General features: G+C 64.0%; 16 protein-coding genes and 1 pseudogene. 12 read left to right on the forward strand and 5 right to left on the reverse strand.

What is annotated here, in order from left to right; genetic code table 11:
- Nucleotides 1–24: 24 nt before the first annotated feature.
- From I6H87_RS14945 to arsB, 7 genes are all read left to right on the forward strand, one after another.
- A complete protein-coding gene (locus I6H87_RS14945) occupies nt 25–1,413 on the forward strand; it encodes an alkaline phosphatase (RefSeq protein WP_011615543.1) in 1,389 nt (462 codons plus the stop codon).
- A 100-nt stretch (nt 1,414–1,513) separates the two neighbouring features.
- A complete protein-coding gene (locus tag I6H87_RS14950) occupies nt 1,514–2,209 on the forward strand; it encodes a hypothetical protein (RefSeq protein ID WP_010810561.1) in 696 nt (231 codons plus the stop codon).
- Nucleotides 2,210–2,327: 118 nt separating this feature from the next.
- Nucleotides 2,328–2,645: an ArsR/SmtB family transcription factor gene (locus tag I6H87_RS14955; RefSeq protein WP_010810562.1), complete on the forward strand. Its 318-nt coding sequence runs from the start codon at nt 2,328–2,330 to the stop codon at nt 2,643–2,645.
- A 13-nt stretch (nt 2,646–2,658) separates the two neighbouring features.
- Nucleotides 2,659–3,141, forward strand: a complete 483-nt coding sequence (locus I6H87_RS14960; RefSeq protein WP_011615541.1) for an ArsI/CadI family heavy metal resistance metalloenzyme — start codon at nt 2,659–2,661, stop codon at nt 3,139–3,141.
- A gap of 9 nt (nt 3,142–3,150) precedes the next feature.
- On the forward strand, nt 3,151–3,645 hold the full coding sequence (locus tag I6H87_RS14965; protein WP_011615540.1) for an arsenate reductase ArsC: 495 nt from the start codon (nt 3,151–3,153) through the stop codon (nt 3,643–3,645).
- Nucleotides 3,646–3,658: 13 nt separating this feature from the next.
- Nucleotides 3,659–4,153, forward strand: a complete 495-nt coding sequence (locus tag I6H87_RS14970; protein WP_011615539.1) for an arsenate reductase ArsC — start codon at nt 3,659–3,661, stop codon at nt 4,151–4,153.
- 16 nt (nt 4,154–4,169) lie between these two features.
- Nucleotides 4,170–5,246 (forward strand): ACR3 family arsenite efflux transporter, encoded by a 1,077-nt coding sequence (gene arsB / locus I6H87_RS14975; protein WP_010810566.1) that lies wholly within the window; start codon nt 4,170–4,172, stop codon nt 5,244–5,246.
- Between the two features lie 55 nt (nt 5,247–5,301).
- Here arsB and I6H87_RS14980 read toward each other — a convergent pair whose 3' ends face one another.
- Nucleotides 5,302–5,667, reverse strand: a complete 366-nt coding sequence (locus I6H87_RS14980) for an ArsR/SmtB family transcription factor (RefSeq protein ID WP_011615538.1) — start codon at nt 5,665–5,667, stop codon at nt 5,302–5,304.
- Nucleotides 5,668–5,820: 153 nt separating this feature from the next.
- Here I6H87_RS14980 and I6H87_RS14985 point away from each other — a divergent pair, with 153 nt between their 5' ends.
- The 4 genes from I6H87_RS14985 to phbB all read left to right on the forward strand — a co-directional run bounded on the left by I6H87_RS14985 (nt 5,821) and on the right by phbB (nt 10,873).
- A complete protein-coding gene (locus I6H87_RS14985) occupies nt 5,821–6,258 on the forward strand; it encodes a YciI family protein (protein ID WP_011615537.1) in 438 nt (145 codons plus the stop codon).
- 627 nt (nt 6,259–6,885) lie between these two features.
- Nucleotides 6,886–8,964 carry a copper-transporting P-type ATPase gene (locus tag I6H87_RS14990; protein WP_011615536.1) on the forward strand — a complete coding sequence of 693 codons (2,079 nt, stop codon included), beginning with the start codon at nt 6,886–6,888 and terminating at the stop codon, nt 8,962–8,964.
- A 364-nt stretch (nt 8,965–9,328) separates the two neighbouring features.
- Complete coding sequence (phaP3, locus tag I6H87_RS14995) at nt 9,329–9,886, forward strand: TIGR01841 family phasin PhaP3 (RefSeq protein WP_011615535.1); 558 nt, start codon at nt 9,329–9,331, stop codon at nt 9,884–9,886.
- A gap of 243 nt (nt 9,887–10,129) precedes the next feature.
- The gene (phbB, locus tag I6H87_RS15000; RefSeq protein WP_041687420.1) at nt 10,130–10,873 is read left to right on the forward strand and encodes an acetoacetyl-CoA reductase; all 744 of its coding nucleotides are present in this window, start codon (nt 10,130–10,132) and stop codon (nt 10,871–10,873) included.
- Between the two features lie 34 nt (nt 10,874–10,907).
- Here phbB and I6H87_RS34320 read toward each other — a convergent pair.
- Together I6H87_RS34320 and I6H87_RS15005 are read right to left on the reverse strand one after the other, a co-directional pair.
- A pseudogene (locus I6H87_RS34320) lies at nt 10,908–11,015 on the reverse strand (magnesium transporter CorA); the annotation flags it as partial.
- A 44-nt stretch (nt 11,016–11,059) separates the two neighbouring features.
- Entirely contained in the window at nt 11,060–12,823 is a 1,764-nt protein-coding gene (locus tag I6H87_RS15005) for an ABC transporter ATP-binding protein/permease (RefSeq protein ID WP_011615533.1), read from the reverse strand.
- 244 nt (nt 12,824–13,067) lie between these two features.
- Between I6H87_RS15005 and I6H87_RS15010 the strand changes: the two genes are divergently transcribed.
- Nucleotides 13,068–13,985, forward strand: coding sequence for a LysR family transcriptional regulator (locus I6H87_RS15010; RefSeq protein ID WP_011615532.1), 918 nt, complete (start codon nt 13,068–13,070; stop codon nt 13,983–13,985).
- Nucleotides 13,986–14,003: 18 nt separating this feature from the next.
- Here the strand turns inward: I6H87_RS15010 and I6H87_RS15015 are convergent, their stop codons facing one another.
- Nucleotides 14,004–15,422, reverse strand: a complete 1,419-nt coding sequence (locus I6H87_RS15015) for a heavy metal sensor histidine kinase (RefSeq protein ID WP_011615531.1) — start codon at nt 15,420–15,422, stop codon at nt 14,004–14,006.
- Nucleotides 15,419–16,102: a heavy metal response regulator transcription factor gene (locus tag I6H87_RS15020; RefSeq protein WP_010810575.1), complete on the reverse strand. Its 684-nt coding sequence runs from the start codon at nt 16,100–16,102 to the stop codon at nt 15,419–15,421. Before I6H87_RS15020 ends, I6H87_RS15015 begins: the two co-directional genes overlap by 4 nt.
- Between the last annotated feature and the right edge of the window lie 65 nt (nt 16,103–16,167).

Raw genomic sequence — 16,167 nt, forward strand, 5'->3', positions numbered from 1 at the left:
CACTATCGCTGACGGAATAACGCCATGAAACTCATCATTCGTACCGGCCTGTCCGCACTTGCGGCTGCCTGCGCCTGCATTGCTCTCCCTGCGCAAGCCGCGGGCGAGGCCAAGAATGTCATCTTCTTCCTGGGCGACGGCATGGGCCCGACCACCGTCACCGCTTCGCGCATCTACAAGTATGGCGAGACCGGCAAGCTCAACATGGAGTCGCTCAAGCGCACCGCGCGCGTGAAGACGTATTCGAACGACGCGCAGACCACCGACAGCGCACCGTCGATGGCGGCCTACATGACCGGCGTGAAGATGAACAACGAGGTCATCTCGATGTCGGCCGATACCAAGGCCAGCGACGGCACCGGCAAGGCCTATGTGACCAGCGCCGGCGACAGCACCTGTCCCAGCGGCAACGGCGCGCCGGTCGTGACCGTGCTGGAACTGGCCAAGGCCGCCGGCAAGTCGGTCGGCGCGGTGACCACCACGCGCGTGACCCACGCAACGCCGGCGGCCACTTTCTCGCACGTCTGCCACCGCGACGGCGAGAACAATATCGCCGCGCAGGCAACGCCCGGCAACGCCGGCTACAACACCGCGCTCAAGGATGGCCTGGACGTGCTGCTTGGCGGCGGCCGCCGCCAGTTCCTGCCCGACAGCGTCACGGGTGGCAAGCGCACCGATGGCGTCGACCTGACCACGCAGTTCCCGGGCTACACCTACGTGACCACCGGCACCGCGTTCAAGGCCGTTGACCCGGCATCCACCAGCAAGCTGCTCGGCCTGTTCAACATGGACCACCTCAACTACGAGCTGGACCGCGTCAAGAACAATGTCGACGAGCCCAGCCTGGCCGACATGACCGAGAAGGCCATCCGCATCCTGCAGAAGAACGGCAACGGCTATTTCCTGATGGTGGAGGGCGGCCGGATCGACCATGCGCTGCATGGCACCAACGCCAAGCGCGCGCTGGAAGACACGATCGCGTTTGACGATGCCATCAAGCGTGCGCTGTCGATGGTGGACCTGTCGAACACGATGATCGTGGTCACTGCCGACCACGACCATACGATGACGATCAACGGCTACTCGCATCGCGGCAACCCGATCCTGGGCACGGCAACGGACATCAAGACCAGGCAGCCGGCCACGGCGGCCGACGGCCTGCCTTACACCACGCTGGTGTTCGGCAACGGCGGCGGTCCGCGCAAGACCCCGCGCGACAACCCCGCGCTGGTGGACACCACGGCCGACGGCTATCTGCAGGAAGTTGGCGTCAACCTTGGCTCGCCGGGCTCGGAAACCCACGGCGGCGGCGATGTGATGCTGTTCTCGACGGGGCCGGGCAACGCCGCGCTCAAGGGCACCATCGACAACACCAAGGTGTTCAGCGTCGTAAAGTCCGCGCTGGGCCTGTGATGCCGGCCGCGGCCTTGCTGCACGACTGAGCACAGGGTCTTTTGATGCCATGCGCGCGCCGGTTGCCGGCGTGCGCATTTTCGCTTTCTGAACGGATTTCATGAAAACCAAGCAAGCCACTCCCGTCCTCGCACTGCTGCTGGTCTCGGCAGCCTTCACTGCCGTGGCGGCGGAACCGTCCAAGGCCTCCGGCCCGCTGGCGCTGCGCGTGCAGCATGAGTTGTCGGCGCTCGGGGCCGACGGCGTGCGCCGCGACATCTACTTCACCGAACGTGTCTACCGCGAGGGCGGCACGGTCTGGATCGAGCGCGAGATCCCGCACGGGGCGCACGACGAAGCCGAGCACGCCAAGGCAGACAAGGGCCACAAGCACATGGACATGTCGGCCGCCGCGCGCTGGATCGAGCGGCAGCCGTCCGGCAAGCTGTCGGTGCGGCTGGTCAGCGACGCCATGCGCAAGACCTTCGAAGTCAGCCCGGCCGAATACGGCAACATCGGCTTCGACGGCTCATGGGCGACCGCCTACCACCTGCTGGATCCGGCAGCGCTCAAGACCATGAGCGCGAGCGGTCCTGCACGCGGCGGTGTGCAGGAGTACCGCGCGAAGCGCGGCGATGAACAGGTGACGGTCCAGTGGGACGTGGCCGGCCAATATCCGCGCCTGGTCCAGTCGCGCAATGCCAGCGGCACGCAAAAGAAGATCACGCGGGTGACCGCCGCTGCCTTGCCGCAACCCGCTCCGTGGAACCGCACCCGGCCCTATGCGAAAGGTGAGTACACGGATCTGATGGACTAGTCCGCGGCTATCGCAGGCGCGGTTGTCCTCTGGACAACTCGGACGACGGGCAGGGTGCCAGCGGCGCTTCACCGGATCAGGCATTGCATCAATCCTATATTTCTAGTATTGTAGAAATATGGAAGAATATGATGTTGTCCGCTCCCTTGCAGCCTTGGCCCACGGGCTGCGCCTCCAGGTCTTCCGGATGCTGGTCGTCGCCGGCCCGGGTGGCATGACGCCCGGCGCGATGGCCGAGCGGCTGGACGTGCCTGCGGCCACCCTGTCGTTCCACCTGAAGGAACTGGCACACGCCGGCCTGGTGACGCAGGAGCGGGACGGACGCAACCTGATCTACCGCGCCGCTTTCGCGCATATGAGTGCGTTGCTCGGCTACCTGACCGCCAATTGCTGCGAAGGTGTCGAGGACAAAGCGGCGGTTCCCTGCCACTGCTGATGGAGATGTTCCGATGAAGCGCTTTCACGTTCACGTCCATGTCGACGACCTTGGCAAGAGCATTGCCTTCTATTCGAAGCTCTTTGCCGCTGAACCGACGCGAGTCGAGAGCGACTACGCCAAATGGATGCTCGAGGATCCGCGCATCAACTTCGCGATCTCCACGCGCGGCCAGGGGACGGGCGTCGACCATCTCGGTTTCCAGACCGATGACGCCGCCGAGCTTGCTGAACTGAAAGCGCGCGCCGAGGCGGCCGACATGGCGCTGCTGGACCAGGGTGAAACCACTTGCTGCTATGCCCGCAGTGAGAAGCACTGGGTCACCGATCCGCAGGGCATTGCATGGGAGCACTTCCATACGCTGGGCAACGTCCCGGTATTTGGTGAAGGCAAGGCTGAAGCGGCGTCCGCCGAAGGCTCCGCCTGCTGTGCACCGCGTGCCCCGCGCGGCAAGCCGATCGGAATTGCAGTGAACTCCAACTCGTCGTGCTGCTAAGGACTCGCCATGAGCGCCAGCGTCTACAACGTTCTCTTCGTCTGCAACGGCAATTCGGCCCGTTCGATCCTGGCCGAGGGACTGATGAACCATCTTGGCCAAGGCCGCTTCCGCGGCTATTCGGCAGGCAGCCACCCGACTGGCGTGGTGAACCCGTTCGCGCTGGAAGCGCTGGAAAAGCTGGGTCTTCCGACCGGCGGGTTCCGCAGCAAGAGCTGGGACGAATTCGCGCGAGATGGCGCCCCGGCGCTCCACTTCGTGTTCACGGTGTGCGACAAGGCCGCCGGTGAACTCTGCCCGGTCTGGCCGGGCCAGCCGATGACCGCGCATTGGGGCGTGGCGGATCCTGCAGCCGGTGAAGTATCGGACGAGCGCAGGCAAAAGCTGGTCCGCGAAGCGGCGGTAATCCTCACGCGACGCATCGAGTACCTGCTCGCACTCCCCATCGATAAACTGGATGCCGTAGGCCTGCAACAGGCCGTACGGGACATCGGCCAACGCTGACTCTTTACTGTCCATGACTACAAACGTTCTGATCCTGTGCACCCACAACTCTGCCCGCAGCGTGCTGAGCGAAGGGATGCTCAACCATTGGGCCAGCAAGCTCGGCAAGGATGTGCGCGCCTTCAGCGCCGGCAGCGCACCGAGCGGGCGCCTGAACCCGTTCGCACTGGAAGCGCTGACCAGTGCCGGCGTCGACGTGAGCGGCTACCGCAGCAAAAGCTGGGACGAATTCGTCGGCGACAACGCGCCGGAAATGCGGATCGTGATCACGGTCTGCGACAGCGCCGCGGCGGAACAGTGCCCATATTGGCCGGGCAGCCCGGTCAAGGTGCACTGGGGCTATGCCGATCCGTCCAACGCCCTGGGCGGCGACGAGGGCAAGCGCCTGGCATTCGAGCTGACGCGCGAGGCCATTGGCTACCGCATGCTGCAACTGCTGGCGTTGCCGCTGGAAGGCATGAGCAATGCGCAGCTGCAGGACGCGCTCAACGCGATCGCGAAGAACTGAAGGCGCCGGAACTCCAATGAATCAGAACGCAACCACCCACGCCCCCATTTCGACCAAGCCCGCCATCGGCTTCTTTGAACGCTACCTGACCATCTGGGTGGCCCTGTGCATCGTCGTCGGGATTGCGCTGGGGCAGGCGATGCCGGGCGCGTTCCAGGCGATCGGCAGCATGGAGTACGCCCAGGTGAACCTGCCGGTCGGCATCCTCATCTGGATCATGATTATCCCGATGCTGCTGAAGATCGACTTCGGCGCACTGGGCCAGGTGAAATCCCACTGGCGCGGCATCGGTGTGACGCTGTTCATCAATTGGGCGGTCAAGCCGTTCTCGATGGCGCTGCTGGGCTGGCTGTTCGTGCGGCACCTGTTTGCGCCCATGCTGCCCGCCGAGCAGCTCGACAGCTATATCGCCGGGCTGATCCTGCTGGCCGCGGCGCCGTGCACGGCGATGGTGTTCGTGTGGAGCCAGCTGTGCAAGGGCGACCCGTATTTCACGCTGTCGCAGGTGGCGCTGAACGATGCCATCATGGTGGTGGCGTTCGCGCCGGTGGTGGCGCTGCTGCTTGGCCTGTCGTCGATCACGGTGCCGTGGGATACGCTGCTGACGTCGGTGGCGCTGTATATCGTGGTGCCGGTGGCGATTTCGCAGGTGTTGCGCAAGCTGCTGCTGAGCAAGGGCGTGGCGCATTTCCAGCGGGTCGTGGGCAAGCTCGGTCCTTATTCCATCGCCGCGCTGCTGCTGACGCTGGTGCTGCTGTTCGCGTTCCAGGGCCAGGCCATCATCGAGCAACCGCTGGTGATCGCGCTGCTGGCCGTGCCCATCCTGATCCAGGTGTTCCTGAACTCCGGCCTGGCGTATCTGCTGAACCGGAAACTGGGTGTGGCGCATTGCGTGGCGGGCCCGTCCTCGCTGATCGGCGCCAGCAATTTCTTCGAGCTGGCCGTGGCGACGGCCATCAGCCTGTTCGGCTTCAAGTCCGGGGCGGCGCTGGCAACGGTGGTCGGCGTGCTGATTGAAGTGCCGGTCATGCTGCTGGTGGTCAGCATCGTCAATCGGACCCAAGGTTGGTATGAAGCGGGGCGCAAGGCCTGACGCCCGCCCCAAGGCACTCCGATCCCGGCGGCCGTGATGCTCGGGCTGCCATGGCTCAGGCCGCTTCGGTCGAGACGCCGCGGCCTTTGGTGGCCGCCGGCTTGCATGCCACTTCCGGCACGCCGCAGCCCTGCGGATTGCCTTGGCAGCAATGTTCCGTCAGGAAGGCAATGAGCGCGTTCATCGTCTCGAATTGCGCCCGGTAGATCACGAACTTGCCTTCCTGCGTATTCTTGATGAGACCCGCGTGGACCAGTTCTTTCAGATGGAAGGACAGCGTCGCGGGTGCGACACCCAGCGCTTCGCGGATCCGGCCCGCGCTGACGCCGTCCGGGCCGGCCTGGACCAGCAAGCGGAAGATCGCCAATCGGGAATCCTGGGCAAGTGCAGCGAGCGCTGCTACGGCGGTTTCATTCTTCATTGGTCGAACTGTAGAGGTACTGGCGCGGTCCGCGCAAGTCAGGTGCCGTCGAATTCAACTATTCTGATTGGATCCTGCTTCCGGCGCCCGCCGCCGCGGCGGTTCCCGCTTCGGGGTCTTGTGGCGCCAACGATTCCTTCAAGGAGAACCACAATGCGTGTCATGGTGATGGTGAAGGCCACGAGCGAATCAGAAAGCGGCAAGATGCCAAGCACGGAGTTGCTTGCGGCAATGGGCAAGTTCAATGAAGAGCTCGTCAAGGCGGGCGTCATGCTTGCGGGCGAGGGCTTGCACCCTAGCGCAAGGGGAAAGCGGGTGCGCTTTTCGGGCGATCAGCGGACTGTGACGGACGGGCCGTTCCCGCAGACCAGCGAACTCGTTGCCGGGTTCTGGTTGTGGCAAGTCGAGTCAATGGATGAGGCTGTCGAATGGGTCAGGCGCTGCCCCAATCCCATGGAAAGCGAGTCCGAAATCGAAATTCGCCCGCTGTTCGAGGTCGAGGACTTCGGTGCTGAATTCACGCCAGAACTGCGGGAGCAGGAAGAGCGGCTGCGCGCTGAAGTTGAAGGGCTTGCGAACAAGGCGCGCTGACGGGAGCCCAAACGCACAGGGCAAGGCGGTTGCCTCGCCGCCCAACGCTGGTTCTTTCGGCGTTGTCCATCTCCACGGCATGGAGCACCGTAGACCTGGGTGTCCTCTTGCGGGGCGCGCCGAATGCAAAAGGTGTGCGCGTCCATCGACCGTAGTCATCTCTTCGGCGGCTGACCTCGCCCCTGAAGGCGACGTCTCATTGGCGGCCAACTGATCCTGGACCGAGGCGCGTTGGCCTTTGAGCACAGTCCCGTGCTTCCTTGGCCTTGACCTTCCAACGATGGGAACCTCTAGGCTGGGGTCATCAGGCGTGACATGGACGTCCCACCGCGAATGGCCGTCGTCTTCGCATCATGAGCGTGTCATGAAGGTAAAAGGCACGCCGGATGACGCAGTGGATGCCCGGCCCGACAACTGAAGGAAGCAGCCAGGATGAACAGGACAAGCAACGAACGCGATGCAACCGAGCCTGGCCGCCACAGCGCCGGTGCACATGGCTCGACTCAGGACCAGTCCGGTCCTGTTCATCACGAGCATGCGCATCACCATGACCATGTTCATGAACCGGCTGGCACTGGAGCCGGGGCGGCGCAGCCCGCTGCCGAGGGAACGATTTATACCTGTCCCATGCACCCGGAGATCCGCCAGGATCATCCCGGCAACTGCCCCAAGTGCGGCATGGCGTTGGAACCGTTGTTGCCGGAACTGGATGAAGGCGAGAACCCCGAGCTGGTGGATTTCCGTCACCGCTTCTGGTGGACGCTACCGCTCACCGGTGTGGTGTTCGTCATGGCCATGTTCGGGCATCGTCTTGGCTGGATGGAGGTGTCGACCCAGAGCTGGGTCGAGCTTGCGCTGGCGACGCCTGTGGTGCTGTGGGCAGGCTGGCCGTTCTTTGTGCGGTGTTTCCACTCGATCGTCAACCGTAGTCCGAACATGTGGACGCTGATCGGAATCGGCACCGGTGCGGCCTATGTCTACAGCGTCATTGCGACCGTCATACCTGGCGCATTTCCGCAGGTGTTCGCCGAGCATGGCCGTATCGGTGCCTACTTCGAGGCAGCGGCGGTGATCATTTCCCTCACGCTGCTGGGTCAGTTGCTTGAACTCAAGGCCCGCTCCCAGACTTCCGCCGCCATCAAGTCGCTGCTGGGACTGGCGCCCAAGACGGCGCGGCGTATCGGTCCCGACGGCGCCGAAGAGGACGTGCCGCTCGCCCATGTCCACGTGGGCGACCTGCTGCGCGTGCGGCCCGGCGAGAAGGTGCCGGTCGATGGCGTGGTAACGGAAGGCACCAGCGCGGTCGACGAATCGATGATCACTGGCGAGCCCATTCCGACCACCAAGCGCGTCGGCGACCGCGTCATCGGCGCCACGATGAACACTTCGGGCAGCCTTGTCATCCAATCCGAAAAGGTCGGCTCCCAGACCGTGCTGTCCCAGATTGTCCAGATGGTGGCGCAAGCGCAGCGATCGAAGGCACCGATGCAGCGGATGGCCGACCAGGTTGCCGGCGTCTTCGTCGTCGGTGTCATCGGCATTGCGGTGCTGACCTTTGTCGCGTGGGGACTCTTCGGCCCCGAGCCGAGCTGGGTGTTCGGACTGATCAATGCCGTCGCGGTGCTGATCATCGCATGTCCGTGCGCGCTGGGTCTCGCCACGCCGATGTCCATCATGGTTGCAAGCGGGAAGGGCGCTTCCAGCGGCGTGCTGTTCCGCGACGCCGCTGCAATCGAGAACCTGCGCAAGGTCGATACCCTGATTGTCGACAAGACCGGGACGCTTACCGAGGGTCGGCCGGCTTTTGAGCGCGCGATCGGCACCAATGGCTATGCCGAGGAGGACATGCTGCGGTTAGCTGCCAGCCTGGATCAGGGCAGCGAGCATCCCCTGGCTGCCGCGATTGTTGCAGCAGCCCGTGAGCGCGGCCTGCAGTTGGAAAAGCCGGAGGGCTTCGAGTCGAGCTCCGGGATTGGGGTAAGAGGCAAGTTGGGAGGCAGCAAGGTCGCGATCGGGAATACTGCGCTCATGGAAGCCGAAGGCGTTCCCATCGATCCGCTCGTGGCGCAGGCCGATGAGCTGCGGGCGCAAGGCGCCAGCGTGATGTATCTTGCCGTCGATGGCAAGCTTGCTGGCCTGCTCGCCGTTTCGGATCCGGTCAAGGCCACCACGCCGGAGGCGCTGGCGCATCTCAGGGGAGAAGGTATCCGTGTCGTGATGGCGACCGGCGACGGGATTGCGACGGCGAAGGCGGTGGCCGGGAAACTTGGCGTTGACGAGTTCCACGGCGAGGTGAAGCCGGCGGACAAGCTTGAACTTGTCAGTTCGCTGCAACAGGCAGGCGCGGTGGTGGCGATGGCGGGCGACGGCATTAACGATGCGCCGGCGCTGGCGAAGGCCGACGTCGGTATTGCCATGGGCACGGGCACTGATGTCGCGATGAACAGCGCTCAGGTCACGCTGGTCAAGGGGGATTTGCGCGGGATTGCCCGTGCCCGGAAACTCTCGCAAGCGACCATTCGAAACATGAAGCAGAACCTCGGTTTTGCGTTCGTTTATAACGCATTGGGCGTTCCGCTGGCGGCGGGCGTTCTGTATCCAATGACAGGCCTGTTGTTGTCGCCCATGATTGCGGCGCTGGCGATGAGCCTGAGTTCTGCCTCGGTCATTACCAATGCGTTGCGGCTCAGGAAGGCTGCGACGTGAGGCATACCGGCAGCTCGGGCTGCCCTGTGTGGCCGCTCAGGGCTCATTTCCATTTTCCCCTTGCTGTATTCAGAGATCCGTTCCAAGCGTCTGGGGTGAAGTGCGCCCTACACATGTCATGCACTGCAACATTTCTGCGTAAGCACATGTAAATTTAGAGACGTACGATGCACTTTTATTGTCCTGTTTTAAAGACTTTTTGGGTATATACCTAGGGATCAAATTAGAGGAAACCCTCTAGGATTCGCACTCGGATGCTGCGCTGCAGGATTGGTGGCGCTGTCAATCCGGAAGCCAAACCGAAGCGGATTCACGTTGCAATCTGTTGCGCGAATCCGTTCGATCAATCCACAGGAGATTTTGCATGTCCCCTTTTATGCCCGAGCAATTTGCTGCAGTGCAAAAGTCCAGTCTGAACCAACTGTTCGCGCTGACGAACATGGCTTTTGACGGCTTCCAGAAGTTGACCGAGTTGAACCTGCAGGCAGTCAGGACGACGCTTGCCGAAGGCCAGGGCAATATCGAAGCGGTGCTGGCCGGAAAGGACCTGCGTGAAGTGTTCGCCGTGCAGGGCAATCTGGCACAGCCTGCCGCGGAGAAGGCGGTTGCATATGCACGCCATGTGTACGAAATCGCATCGAACACGCAGGTGGAGCTGACCAAGGCAGTCGAGGGCCAGTACGAACAGCACAACCGCAATGTGCAAGCCTTCGTTGACAACTTCGTGAAGAACGCGCCAGCCGGGTCTGAAGCGATCACCGCGCTGCTGCAATCGAGCGTTGCAGCCGCCAGCAGCACCTTTCAATCCTTCCAGGACGCCGCGAAGCAGACGGCTGAAGTCGCCAAGGCCAACTTTGCCAAGACCGCCGCAGCGGCCTCCGGCGCGGCCCAGCAGGCGGCGCCCCGCGCTTCCAAGCAATAACGGCGTGCGGCTGGCCAAGCAGGCCAGGCCAGCGCGCTGAACATAGATCGCAGGCTTGCAGGCCACAGCACTGCGACGCCAATCTTCCCGCATCGGTATACAAGCTGGGCCCGGAGTCATCCGGCCCGGCTCGCCCTCGCTTTGTCCGCGCCAGGGCAGCGGGAATGTGCTCGGGACAATCAGGCAAGAGCCCGTCCCGGCAAGGCAGGGGTCTTTCAACTTTACGAGAATGAAGCAGGCAGGATGATGAAGAAAATTGCACTGGTAACAGGTGGTATGGGTGGGCTGGGAGAAGCCATCAGCATCAAGCTGCACGACGCAGGCTATGCGGTGGTGGTGACGCACTCGCCGGGCAATGCGGCCGCCCAGGACTGGCTTGCCGCGATGGCCGCCGGCGGCCGCGAGATACGTGCCTACGAGGTGGATGTATCCGACTACGATGCCTGCCAGGCTTGCGCGGCGCAGATCCTGGCTGACGTAGGCCGCGTGGATATCCTGGTGAACAACGCCGGCATTACCCGCGACATGGCCTTCAAGAAGATGGACAAGCCGAACTGGGACGCCGTGATGCGGACCAATCTCGACTCGGTGTTCAATCTCACCAAGCCGCTTTGCGAAGGCATGGTCGAACGCGGCTGGGGACGCATCATCAACATCTCATCGGTCAACGCATCCAAGGGCGCCTTCGGCCAGACCAACTATGCCGCCGCCAAGGCCGGGATGCACGGCTTCACCAAGTCGCTGGCGCTGGAAGTGGCAAGGAAGGGCGTGACCGTCAACACCGTCTCTCCGGGCTACCTTGCCACCAAGATGGTCAACGCCGTGCCCAAGGAAATCATGGAGACCAAGATCCTGCCGCAGATTCCGGTCGGCCGCGTCGGCAAGCCGGAAGAAGTCGCAGCGCTGATTGCCTACCTGTGCTCGGAGGAAGCGGCCTACGTGACCGGGTCCAATATCGCCATCAATGGCGGGCAGCACATGCAGTAAGGGTGCTGGGCCAGGCGCCGCCAGGCGAATGCGCGGCGCGGGCCCGTTGCAGCCGCACCGGCCCGCGCCGCATCGAACCCAGGTCGGCGCGGTTGCCTTGCAGGCGCTGCGACAGCAACTGGTCCTCGATTTGGGCGACGTTCGACGTTAGCACTGCACGATGATGGTTGGGGGCGGGCCGGATGCCTACCAGCCAAAGCGATAGTCCCTGGTCGGATGCAGCCACCACTTTCCGTTCCCGGGCAGTTCCAGCACCTGGTGGTGGAACTTCAGCAGCGTGGGCCGGTGGCTGACGCTGACAAGCGTCGACTGCATGTCGGCCAGCAACTGGTACATGGCTTCCTCATTGCTGATATCCAGGGCACTGGTCGCTTCGTCCAGCATGACATAGCGCGGCTTTGACAGCAGTACGCGGGCGATGGTCAGCCGCTGCTGCTCGCCAAGGGACAGGACTTTGCCCCAGTCCACTTCCGTGTCCAGGCCGCCAAAGCGGCCGGCGATGTCCTTCAGGTTGACCGCTTCCAGCAGCTTCAGAAGCTCCTCGTCAGGGATCCGCTGGCCGATGTGGTTCGGGTATAGCAACTGGCTGCGCAGGCTGCCGACCACCATGTAAGGATGCTGCGGCAGGAACAGCATTTCCTGCGGCACTGGCCGCACGATGCATCCCGTGCCGTTGTTCCACAATCCGGCGATCGCGCGCATCAGCGAACTTTTGCCGCCGCCGCTGGCGCCGACGATAAGAAGGCCCTCTCCCGGGTTGACCGACAGCGTCAGGTCGGTGACCAGCGTTCGCTCCTGATTCGGCGTGCGCAAGGTCACATGTTCCAGCGCCAGGCGGGAGTCATGGATGGACTCGATCGTGGTGGCCGGCTTCACGGAGGCTGCTGCCGTCCCGGTCAGCGAGATGGAGAATGTGTCCAGTCGATCCAGCCCCGCCACGAAGCGGCTCAGGTCTTCAAAGTTGTCGACGATCACGGTCAGCGCGTTCAGGATGGCGGCGAACGCGCCGGCCGCCTGGATGGCGCTGCCGACTTCAAGCTCGCCGGAAAGCACGCGTGAAGCGACGATGGCGCTGGGCAGCAGGATGGTCAGGAAGCCATAGGCATACTGGAACATGTTCAGGCTCAGCTGCCACTTGATGAGCCGGTCGAAATTCTGGAAGGCCTTGCCAAAACGGCCTCTCACATGGGATGACTCCAGCGCCTCGCCGCGATAGAAAGCGATGGACTCGGCGTTCTCACGCACCCGGATCAGGCTGAAGCGGAAATCCGCCTCCCGCCTTAGCTGGAAGAAGTTCAGGCCGATCAGGACGCGGCCGAAGAAGAAGATGGAGACAAATGTACCGGCAATGGCATAAATGACAAGAAAGTAGACCAGCTCTCTTGAGATCGACCACAGGACGGCGCTGAAGGCGATGAGCTGCAGCAGCGCGCCGATACCGATTGAAAGGAAGAACAGGGATTGCCGCGTGAAGGTATTGATGTCCTCGGCGATGCGCTGGTCCGGATTGTCGATCGCGGCATCTGAATTGAGCTTGTAGTAGACCCGGCCCTTGAAATACCCGTCCAGATAGTGATGCGTCAGCCAGCGTCTCCAGAGCAGGCTCAGCTTGTTCCTCAGGTAGTAATAGACCGCGTAGATGGGGACGGCAACCATCAGGATATAGAGACACTTCCTGATCGAGGCCCAGAAACGATCCGCGTCTTGCGCTGCCAGGGCCGAGGTGAATTCACCGGTTTGCTGGACGATCAGTACCTCGGTCTGGGTCTGGCCCAACAGCAGCAGGATCAGCAGGACCAGCAAGCCGGAGGCTTTCCATTTTTCCCGCGAGAACCAGTAAAGTTTTGCAATGGCCCAGTATCGGGTCCACACATGCCGGGTGGAAGTGACGGGACGTTTCCCTGGGGCCGAAGTGGTGCCGGTGACCCGCGACTCAGGAACGGCGCTCATATCCCATCTCCCAGCACTAACCGGATTGCATACTCGCCACATGGCCCGGCACGGGACACGTGGGAGAACGGCAGAAGACTATTAATGAAATATAGGCTAGCAGCATCGATGCCTGGCTGATTCGTGGTCCCTGCCCGCAGTCAAGGACCCGACCCCGGACAGGCGAGCGGAGATCTGGCTTGACGCGCGCCCGGAACCTGATTCCAATCCGGAAGTGACCTTTCCGCTATGACAGCCCCTCCGCATGGACCGCTTCGACGCGCTGCAACTCTTTACCCGGATCGTGGAACTGGGCTCCTTCACCGGCGCCGCCAGCGCGCTGGACATGCCACGCGCCACCGCCACGCACGCCATCAAGGAACTTGAGGCCCGCGTCGGCGCGCGCCTGCTGGAGCGCACCACGCGCCAGGTGCGCCCCACGCTGGACGGGCAGGCGTTCTATGAGCGCAGCAAGCGCGTGCTGCAGGACCTGGAAGACGCCGAGACCTCGCTCAGCACGCAGGTGGCCAACCCGCGCGGCACGCTGCGGCTGGACCTGCATGGCACCCACGCCACCATGATCATCCTGCCGCGCATCGGCGAGTTCCGGGAGCGCTATCCGCATATCGACCTGATCGTCAGCAGCGGCGACCGGCTGGTCGACCTGGCCGGGGAGGGCATCGATTGCGTGGTGCGTGCCGGCCAGCCGCGCGATTCCTCGCTGGTGGCCCGGCGGCTGGCGGAAATGCCGGAGGTGCTGTGCGCCAGCCCCGCATACCTGGCCGCGCATGGCAAACCGGAACACCCGTCGGAGCTGGCACAGCACATCGGCGTGGGATTCTTCTCGCGCAACCATGACCGCCGTTATCCCTTCACGCTGACCGTCGATGGCGAGGTGCAGGAGTTCAAGGCGCGCGGCTGGATCTCGGTAAGCGATGCCGAGTGCTATACCAGCGCGGCGCTGGCCGGCTGCGGCCTGATCCAGGTGCCGCGCTTCCGCGTGGAAGAGCACCTGCGCGCGGGACGGCTGGTGCCGGTGCTTGAGGCCTGGCCCTGCCCGGACTTGCCGGTGTCGGCGCGGTATCCGTTCCACCGGCAGCTGGCACCGCGGGTGCGGGTGTTTGTCGATTGGGTGGCGGGGTTGTACGTGGAGCGGTTCGGGCCGCTCCGGGGCGCGGCCTGAGGCATCAACACGGCGCAATCAGGCCGCCGCGGGGCGCGGCAGCGGCCGTGCCGGCGCGGGTGCGGCTTGCGCCGGCTCGCTGACCGGCAGTGTCATGCCGATCCGGATCGCGTCCGCCTGCACCTGCGCGAACACGCTGCCGCCGTGCATGGTGGCGATTGCCTTGACGATGGCCAGCCCCAGTCCGTGGTTCTGCCGGCTGTCGCTGCGCGCGGCGTCGGCGCGGTAGAAGCGATCGAACAGCCGCTCGGGCCGGATCGTGTGCAGGCGATCGGATTCATTGCGCACGGCGATGGTCAGCGTGTCCGCCGATTGCGCGATCGTGACCGTCACCGGCCGCCCGGGCCGGCCGTGCTGCAGGGCGTTGCTCATCAGGTTGGTCAGCGCGCGCTGCAGCAGCGAGACGTTGACGCGCACGCGTGCATCGCCGGTCACGTGCAGCGTGGCGCCGGCTTCCTCGAACAGCATGTCGAGGAAGTCCGCGCTGCGCCGGACTTCCTGGGCGACCGAGACCTCGACCAGGTCGCGCGCCAGCGCCCCGCGGTCGGACTGCGCCACGAACAGCATGTCGATCACGATGCGGCTCAGGCGCTCCAGGTCTTCCAGGTTGGACTGCAGGATCTCTTCAAGCTGTTCGGTGCTGCGCGGGCGCGACAGCGCCACCTGGGTCTGGCCGATGACATTGCCCAGCGGCGTGCGCAGTTCGTGCGCGACGTCGGCATTGAAGGCGGATAGCTGCTGGTAGGCGTGCTCGAGCTTGTCGAGCGCGCCGTTGAAGGCATGCACCAGGCCGCCCAGCTCGGCGGGCAGGTCGGCGTCGGGCAGGTGCTCCAGCTGCTTGGGGTCGAGCGCGCCGGCATGTTGCGACAGGCGCTCGATCGGCGCCAGGCCGGACTTGGCAATGCGCCAGCCAAGCAGGCTCACCGCGATCACGCCGAGCACCGACGACATCACCAGGGCGATGCCAAGCGTGCGGCTGGTCTCGAAGAATGCCGCCTGGTCCACCGCGACCGCGAGCGCCACCTCGGGGCGATCATTCAGCGCCGGGATGCGGCGCTTCAGCATCAGGAAGCGGTGGTCGCCGAACTCCACCGCCCACACGTCGGGTGCGCGCGGGCTGGTGTCGGCCTCGCGCGGGAAGGGCTCGCCGTAGTCGAAGCGGCGGTCGGTACTTTCGACAAAGTAGCGCACGCTGTGATCGGCCGGCGTCAGGGTGCGCAGCATGGCGGCAAAGTGCTCCCATTGCTTTTCGGTGCCCAGGCCCGCGGCCTTGGTGCCGGCCAGGTCGAAGCGGGCGCGGATCTCTCCGAGCTGGCGCTTTTCCAGTTCCACGCACTGCACGCGGTACAGCACCATGCCGGTGACGGTGAAGACCAGGGCTGCCGCCAGCCCGAACATGGCGGCCAGCCGCGCCGCGATCGAGCGTTGCCGGTTCATGCGCTCAATCCGTCGCGGTGCTCCAGCACGTAACCCATGCCGCGGATGGTATGCAGCAGCTTGGCTTCGCCGGGCCAGTCCAGCTTGGCGCGCAAACGCTTGACCGCAACTTCGACCACGTTGGTGTTGCAGTCGAACGAGATGTCCCAGACCAGTTCCGTGATCGCGGTCTTGGACACGATCTGCGCCTGCCGCCTGGCCAGCACCGACAACAGCGTGAATTCGCGTGCGCTCAGTTCCAGGCGCCGCGTGCCGCGCGTGGCGCGCCGCGACAGCAGGTCGATGCGCAGATCGCCCACGGTCAGCTGCGACGGCTCAGTCTGCCGGCCGCGCCGCGTCAGCACGTTGAGCCGCGCCAGCAGCTCCAGAAAAGAGAAGGGCTTGGACAGGTAGTCGTCGGCGCCGGCATCGAAGGCATTGAGGCGGTCATCCAGGTCGTCGCGCGCGGTCAGCATCAGCACCGGGGTCTGCTGCTCGCGGCGCAGGGACTTCAGCACCGAGACGCCATCCAGCGCGGGCAGCATCACGTCGAGCACGATCGCGTCGTAGGGCTCGGTACAGGCCAGGTGCAGGCCGTCCACGCCGTTGTGCGCGGTATCGACTACGTAGCCATTCTCGGACAGGCCGCGGCGCAGGTAATCGACCGTCTTGATCTCATCTTCGACCAGCAAGAGTTTCATTGGTCCAATCCTCGGAATCTAAACAATATAGAAGATGTGTGCGGCTCCAACCTGTCAATCCTGTC

It is taken from the genome of Cupriavidus necator, from assembly GCF_016127575.1.
In the GTDB taxonomy this organism is placed as follows: Bacteria; Pseudomonadota; Gammaproteobacteria; order Burkholderiales; family Burkholderiaceae; genus Cupriavidus; species Cupriavidus necator_D.